Annotated in this window: 5 protein-coding genes; 3 read left to right on the top strand and 2 right to left on the bottom strand. The window is 62.8% G+C overall.

Features of this window, described 5'->3' with window-relative positions; translation table 11 throughout:
• On the bottom strand, window positions 1-371 hold a 371-nt coding region (locus ABWP50_RS10920), incomplete at its 3' end, for a DJ-1/PfpI family protein (protein WP_353218014.1).
• A 184-nt stretch (window positions 372-555) separates the two neighbouring features.
• Here ABWP50_RS10920 and ABWP50_RS10915 point away from each other — a divergent pair.
• Together ABWP50_RS10915 and ABWP50_RS10910 are read left to right on the top strand one after the other, a co-directional pair.
• Window positions 556-2,469, top strand: coding sequence for a potassium transporter Kup (locus ABWP50_RS10915; RefSeq protein WP_353218013.1), 1,914 nt, complete (start codon window positions 556-558; stop codon window positions 2,467-2,469).
• A gap of 72 nt (window positions 2,470-2,541) precedes the next feature.
• On the top strand, window positions 2,542-3,543 hold the full coding sequence (locus ABWP50_RS10910) for an NADP-dependent oxidoreductase (RefSeq protein ID WP_353218012.1): 1,002 nt from the start codon (window positions 2,542-2,544) through the stop codon (window positions 3,541-3,543).
• A gap of 53 nt (window positions 3,544-3,596) precedes the next feature.
• Here the strand turns inward: ABWP50_RS10910 and recR are convergent, their stop codons facing one another.
• Window positions 3,597-4,193 carry a recombination mediator RecR gene (recR, locus tag ABWP50_RS10905; protein WP_353218011.1) on the bottom strand — a complete coding sequence of 199 codons (597 nt, stop codon included), beginning with the start codon at window positions 4,191-4,193 and terminating at the stop codon, window positions 3,597-3,599.
• A gap of 143 nt (window positions 4,194-4,336) precedes the next feature.
• On the opposite strand from recR, the gene acnA reads away from it, so the two are divergent.
• Window positions 4,337-7,011: aconitate hydratase AcnA (acnA, locus tag ABWP50_RS10900; protein WP_353218010.1), on the top strand; the 2,675-nt coding region annotated here is incomplete at its 3' end.

The following is a 7,011-nucleotide window of genomic DNA, read 5'->3' as shown; positions in this document are numbered from 1 at the left end:
TCGCCCCACGCCCAATGGCAGCCAGCGCGGCGCCCGCGCAGCAAGCCGGCCGCCGCCAGGATCAACGATCCAGTGCACACGCTGGTGAGATACTGCAATCCCGGCGCCTGCCCGCGCAGCCAATCCAGCACGGCGGCATCGTTCATCACCGCGGAGCAGCCATAGCCGCCCGGCACGCACAGCAGATCATATTGCCCGGCATCGGCCATGGTGACGGTGGGCACCAGCGCCAGACCACAATCGCTCATCACCGGATCAAGCGTTGCCGCCACATAATCGACCCGCGCGCCCGGCAAGCGGCTGAGAATCTGCGCCGGCCCGGTCAGATCAAGCTGGGTAAGATTGTCGTAAAGCAGAAAAGCGATGCGCATCTTTGCCCCTCTTGCGCTGCGATCATCTATAATAGCCACCTGTGGCGGCCACCGCCAGCCATGCCGCCTGTGGCGGCCACCGCCAGCCATGCCGCCTGCGCGGCCACCGCCGGCCATGCCGCATTGCAGCACAAGGGCGCGTGTGCTACCGGCTCATTTACTTAATTTTAGAACAGGCCGGCCAATGTCGAATAACGGTGTTGCAGCGTCCCCCGGCTCCCCATCGGGACACGAGGCCCTCGCCAAACAAGGCACATTGCCGCTGGCCATCGGTGCCATGGGCATCGTGTTCGGCGATATCGGCACCAGCCCGCTTTATGCCCTCAAAGAGGTTTTTGTTGGCCACCATCCCCTGATGGTCGATCCGCTGCGCGTGTTCGGCGTACTCAGCCTGGTGTTCTGGACGATGATGATCGTCGTGACGTTGAAATATGTCAGCATCGTCATGCGCGCCGACAATCGCGGCGAAGGCGGATCGATGGCATTATACGCCCTAATATCGCGGCAGCTTGGCGATGATGGCCGCACCCGCACCATGGCGCTGCTGGGCGTGTTGGCCACGGCCTTGTTCTTTGGCGATTGCATCATCACGCCAGCGATTTCGGTGCTGTCGGCGGTCGAGGGTTTGACCATCGTCGATCAACGCTTGTCCACGGCCGTGTTGCCATTGGCGATGGCGCTGATCATCGGGCTGTTCCTGTTTCAGTCACGCGGCACGGCCAAGGTGGGTGCGCTGTTCGGGCCGGTGATGCTGGTCTATTTCGGCACACTTGCTGTGCTCGGCCTCTCTCAAATCATCAAAAACCCGGAAATTCTGGAAGCATTGAACCCGGTTCACGCCGCTTATTTCGTCCTCGATAATCCCGGCCTGGCCTTTCTGGCCCTGGGCAGCATCGTGCTGGCCGTTACCGGCGCTGAAGCGCTGTATGCCGACATGGGGCATTTTGGGGCACGGCCTATTCAGGCGGCGTGGTTGCTGGCGGTGTTTCCTGCGCTGATGCTCAATTATCTTGGTCAGGGCGCATTGCTGCTGTCCGATCCGGCGGCTGCGGCCAATCCGTTTTACCTGATGGCGCCCGAAAGCCTGCGGCTGCCGTTGGTCATCCTGGCTACGCTCGCCACCGTGATTGCCAGCCAATCGGTGATTTCCGGGGCGTTTTCGGTGGCGCAGCAGGCCATCCAGCTCGGGTTTCTGCCGCGCATGAAGATCGTGCACACTTCCGCGTCCACATTCGGGCAAATTTACATCCCGGCGGTGAACTGGACCTTGATGGTGCTGGTAGCGCTGCTCGTGCTGGGCTTTCGCACCTCCAGCAATCTTGCGGCGGCCTATGGCATCGCCGTGACAGGCACCATGATCATCACCACCTTCATGATTGCCGTGCCGGTGCTGCGCATCTGGAAATGGAACAAATGGCTGGCGTGGCCACTGATCAGCTTGCTGGCGATTGTCGATATTGCCTATTTCAGCTCCAATATCATCAAGATCCCGGATGGCGGCTGGTTCCCGCTGCTGATTGGCCTGATCACCTTCACCGGCCTGACCACCTGGTCGCGCGGCCGCGCGCTTATGCAGGCACGGTTGCGCGATTCGTCGATGCCGATGGAGGTGTTCATCAAGTCAGCGGCCGCAGCCGCCACCCGCGTGCACGGCACGGCGGTGTTCATGACCACATCGCCAGTGGGTGTGCCGCAGGCGCTGCTGCACAATCTCAAACACAACAAGATCTTGCACGATCGCATCATGATCCTGACCGTGGCGATCGATGAAGTGCCCTATGTGTCCGATGAAGACCGTATCGGCGTGCGCGAGCTTGGCAACGGCTTTTACCGCATCCTGGTCCGCTATGGCTTCATGCAGGAAATCGATATTCCGGCCGTGCTGAAAAAGGTCGAAAATTGCGGGCCCAAGCTGAAGATGATGGAAACCAGCTTCTTCCTATCCCGCCAGACGCTGCTGGCCAGCGACAAACCCGGCATGGCGCTGTGGCGCGAGCATCTGTTCAGCTGGATGATGCGCAACGCCGAAAGCGCCATGGACTTTTTCAAGCTGCCCACCAACCGGGTGGTCGAACTGGGATCGCAAGTCGAAATCTGATGCCCTGTCTCACCCAAGAGGTGGCGTTGCCGCCATTTGCGCCTAAGCAGGACGGCAACAGGAGACAAACACATGGCCACCACCCACGAAATCCGCCTTGCCGCCCGCCCGGTTGGCGTTCCCGCCACCAGCGATTTTGTACTGGCCAGCCTTGATCTGCCCGCCCCCGGCGATGGCGAAGTGCTGGTCCACAACAAATTCATGAGCGTCGATCCCTATATGCGCGGCCGCATGTACGACCGCCCCAGCTATGTGCCGCCGTTCGCCATCGGCGAAGTGTTGCAGGGCGGCGCCGTCGGCGTCGTTGCCGCCAGCAATTCCGACAAGCTGAAGGTCGGCGATGTCGTGCTGTCGATGCTGGGCTGGCGCGAAGCCTTCGTCACTGCAGCCGGCGCACTCGAAAAGCTGGATGTGCCGTCGGGTGTGCCCATGGAGGCGTTTCTGGGCGTGCTCGGCATGCCCGGCCTGACGGCATGGGCCGGCCTGACCCAGATCGGCAAGCCCAAGCCCGGCGACGTGGTGTTTGTGTCGGGCGCCGCCGGCGCCGTGGGCAGCATCGTGGCACAAGTCGCCAAGCTGAAGGGCTGCACCGTGGTGGCCACCGCCGGCAGCGATGAAAAATGCGAATGGCTCAAGGGCCTCGGCATCGATCACGCCATCAATTACCGCACCTGCGGCAATCTTCTGGCCGCCGTGCAGGCCGCCGCGCCCAAGGGCATCGACATCTATTTCGACAATGTCGGCGGCGAGCATCTCGAAGTCGCCATCGAAGTCGCCCGGCCGTTCGCGCGCCTGATCGAATGCGGCATGATCTCCGCCTACAACGACACCGATCCCGCTCCTGGCCCGAAGAACCTCATCCAGATCGTCGGCAAATCGCTGACCATCCGCGGCTTCATCGTCATGGAATTTGCCGGCCTGCGCGGCGATTTCCTCGCCGAGGTTGGCCCGTGGATCCGTCACGGCAAGCTGAAATGGCAGGAAACCGTGCTGGAAGGCATCGCCGAAGCGCCCAATGCGTTCATCGGCCTGTTCGAAGGCAAGAACACCGGCAAGATGCTGGTGAAACTGTAAAAGACAACGATGACTTCCGGCGGGCAGGGGTGAGCCCTTCTGCCCGCTGGACTCTACCCCACCGGGCGACGGGCATTAAGGGCGAGCGCCAGCGTGCCTTCGTCCAGATAATCCAGCTCCCCGCCCATCGGCAGGCCTTGCGCCAGCTGGCTGACCTTCACGCCGGTCCCGGCCAGCGCCTCGGCAACATAATGCATGGTCGCCTGCCCCTCCATGGTGGCAGACAGCGCCAGCACCACCTCCGTCACCTGCCCATCGCTGGCGCGGGCAATCAACGACGGGATGGCGAGATCGTCCGGACCCACCCCATCCAGCGCCGACAGCCGCCCGCCCAGCACATGATAGCGCCCGGCAAACAACCGACGATCATCCAGCGCCCACAGATCGGCAACATCGGCCACCACACACAGCAGCGCCGGATCACGGCGCGGATCGCGGCAGACGCTGCACGGATCGCTGGTTTCGACGTTGCCGCATTGCCCACACACCACCAGATTGCGCGCCACCGCCGTGAGCGCCTGCAGCAGCGGCGCCAACGCCACCTCCCGCCGCTTGATCAGATGCAACACCGCCCGCCGCGCCGACCGCGGCCCAAGACCGGGCAGCCGAGCCAGTGCCTGCGTGAGCGCATCGATTTCAGGTGAGGCCATGCCCCCTTATTGGTGTGTTTTTTCACCCGTGCAACCTGTGCGCGCTTTGACACGAATGTTGGAGCCGCAGGCTTTGCGCGCTGCGGCAAACCGGCTAGATCAACCCCATCACTTGTCAAAAATCATACACAGGAAACCGCGCCATGACCGCCATCGGCCACGACAGCCTGCACACCCGCCGCACCCTCAATGTCGGCGGCCAGGATTACGCCTATTACAGCCTTGAAGCCGCCGCGGCGCAGCTCGGCGATGTGGCGCGGCTGCCTTATTCGATGAAGGTGCTGCTGGAAAACCTGCTGCGCTTTGAAGACGGCAGCACCGTCAAGGTGGCCGATGTGCAGGCCATCGTCGATTGGCAGGGGCCGCGCACGTCCAATCATGAGATCAATTATCGCCCGGCGCGGGTGTTGATGCAGGATTTCACCGGCGTGCCCTGCGTGGTCGATCTGGCGGCCATGCGCGATGCCATCACCAAATTGGGCGGCGATCCGGCCAAGATCAATCCGCTGGTGCCGGTCGATCTGGTCATCGATCACAGCGTCATGGTCGATGAATTCGGCAATCCGCATGCCTTTGAAGACAATATGGCGCTGGAATATGCCCGCAATTTGGAACGCTATGAATTCCTGCGCTGGGGCAGCAGCGCGCTCAAGAATTTCCGCGTGGTGCCGCCGGGCACTGGCATCTGCCACCAGGTCAATCTCGAATATCTCGCCAAAACCGTATGGTCATCCGCCGACACGTCGGGCGCGATGATCGCCTATCCGGACACGGTGGTCGGCACCGACAGCCACACCACCATGATCAACGGCCTGGGTGTGCTGGGCTGGGGCGTGGGCGGTATCGAAGCTGAAGCCGCGATGCTGGGCCAGCCGGTTTCGATGCTGATCCCCGAAGTCGTCGGCTTCAAGCTGGTTGGCAATCTGGCCGAAGGCGTGACCGCCACCGATCTGGTGCTCACCGCCACGCAGATGCTGCGCAAGAAGGGCGTCGTCGGGCGCTTTGTGGAATATTACGGCCCCGGCCTCGATGCGCTGACGCTGGCGGACCGGGCCACGCTGGCCAATATGGCGCCGGAATATGGCGCCACCTGCGGATTTTTCCCTGTTGATACCAAGACCATCGATTATCTGGTGCTGTCCGGCCGCGATGCGCAGGATGTGGCGCTCGTCGAGGCTTACAGCCGCGCGCAGGGCCTGTGGCGCGATGCCAGCACGCCCGATCCAGTGTTCACCGACACCCTGGAGCTTGATCTGGGCAGCGTCATGCCCAGCCTGGCCGGCCCGCGCCGCCCGCAGGACAAGGTGCTGCTGTCGGTGGCCGCGCCGGCGTTCGAAGGCGAATTGGGCGGCAGCTACGGCAAATCGGCAACCATGGGCCAGCGCGTGGCGGTGGCCGGTGCCAATTACGATATCGGCCACGGCGATGTGGTGATCGCTGCCATCACCAGCTGCACCAACACCTCCAATCCCGCCGTGCTGGTCGCCGCCGGCCTGGTCGCCCGCAAGGCGCGCGCGCTTGGCCTCAAAAACCAGCCGTGGGTGAAAACCAGCTTTGCGCCCGGCTCCAAGGTCGTCACCGATTATTTCGACAAATCCGGCCTGACCGCGGATATGGACGCGCTCGGCTTCAATCTGGTCGGCTATGGCTGCACCACCTGCATCGGCAATTCAGGCCCGCTGCCGGAACCGATTGCCGATGCGATCAACGCCAATGATCTGGTTGCCTGCTCGGTCTTGTCGGGCAATCGCAATTTCGAAGGCCGCGTGTCGCCGGATGTGAAGGCCAATTACCTCGCCTCTCCGCCGCTGGTCGTCGCCTATGCGCTGGCCGGCACCATGCGCCGCGATCTGACCGTTGAGCCGATCGGCCAGGGCACCGACGGCCCGGTGTATCTCAAGGATATCTGGCCCACCAACGCCGAAGTCGCCGGCATGGTCATGGCCAATGTCACCCCGGAAATGTTTGCCGCGCGCTATGCCAATGTGTTCGAAGGCGATGAACGCTGGCAGGCGATCAAGGTTGAAGGCGGCGCCACCTACCGCTGGAACGCAGCGTCCACCTATGTGCAGAACCCGCCCTATTTCGATGGCATGACCATGACACCGGCCCCGGTGGCCGATATCATCGGCGCCCGCGCGCTGGCGATGTTTGGCGACAGCATCACCACCGATCACATCAGCCCGGCCGGCAGCATCAAGGAATCCAGCCCGGCCGGCCGCTATCTGAACGAACGCCAGGTCAGCAAGGCCGAATTCAACAGCTATGGCGCGCGCCGCGGCAACCACGAAGTGATGATGCGCGGCACCTTTGCCAATATCCGCATCCGCAACGAAATGGTGCCCGGCGTCGAAGGCGGCGTCACCCGCCATGTGCCATCAGGCGCGCAGCACGACATTTACGATGCGGCACAAGCCTACAAGGCGGACGGCACGCCCTTGGTGGTGATTGCCGGCAAGGAATATGGCACCGGTTCCAGCCGCGATTGGGCCGCCAAGGGCACCGCCCTGCTGGGTGTGCGCGCCGTGATCGCCGAAAGCTTCGAGCGCATTCACCGCTCCAATCTGGTCGGTATGGGCGTGCTGGCGCTGGAATTTGCGCCCGGCACGGACCGCAAGACGGTTGGCCTGACCGGCGAAGAAAGCTTTGAGCTGACCGGCCTGTCCGATCTAAAGCCGCGCCAGATGCTCACCGTGCAGTTCACGCGGCCCGATGGCAGCGGCGGCGAATTTCAAGTGCTGTGCCGAATCGATACCGAGCAGGAGCTGGAATATTATTACGCCGGCGGCATCCTGCCCTACGTGCTGCGCAAATTGGC

The organism is Sandarakinorhabdus sp. (genome assembly GCF_040398645.1).
Classification (GTDB): domain Bacteria; phylum Pseudomonadota; class Alphaproteobacteria; order Sphingomonadales; family Sphingomonadaceae; genus Sandarakinorhabdus.
The sequence above is the reverse complement of the archived record's forward strand: the minus strand, read 5'-3'. Positions and strand labels throughout refer to the sequence as shown.

What these genes read in the sequence shown, in the direction of transcription:
- ABWP50_RS10915 (WP_353218013.1), top strand. Translation starts at nt 556, where the DNA reads ATGTCGAATAACGGTGTTGCAGCGTCCCCCGGCTCCCCATCGGGACAC.
- ABWP50_RS10910 (WP_353218012.1), top strand. Translation starts at nt 2,542, where the DNA reads ATGGCCACCACCCACGAAATCCGCCTTGCCGCCCGCCCGGTTGGCGTT.
- recR (WP_353218011.1), bottom strand. Translation starts at nt 4,193, where the DNA reads ATGGCCTCACCTGAAATCGATGCGCTCACGCAGGCACTGGCTCGGCTG.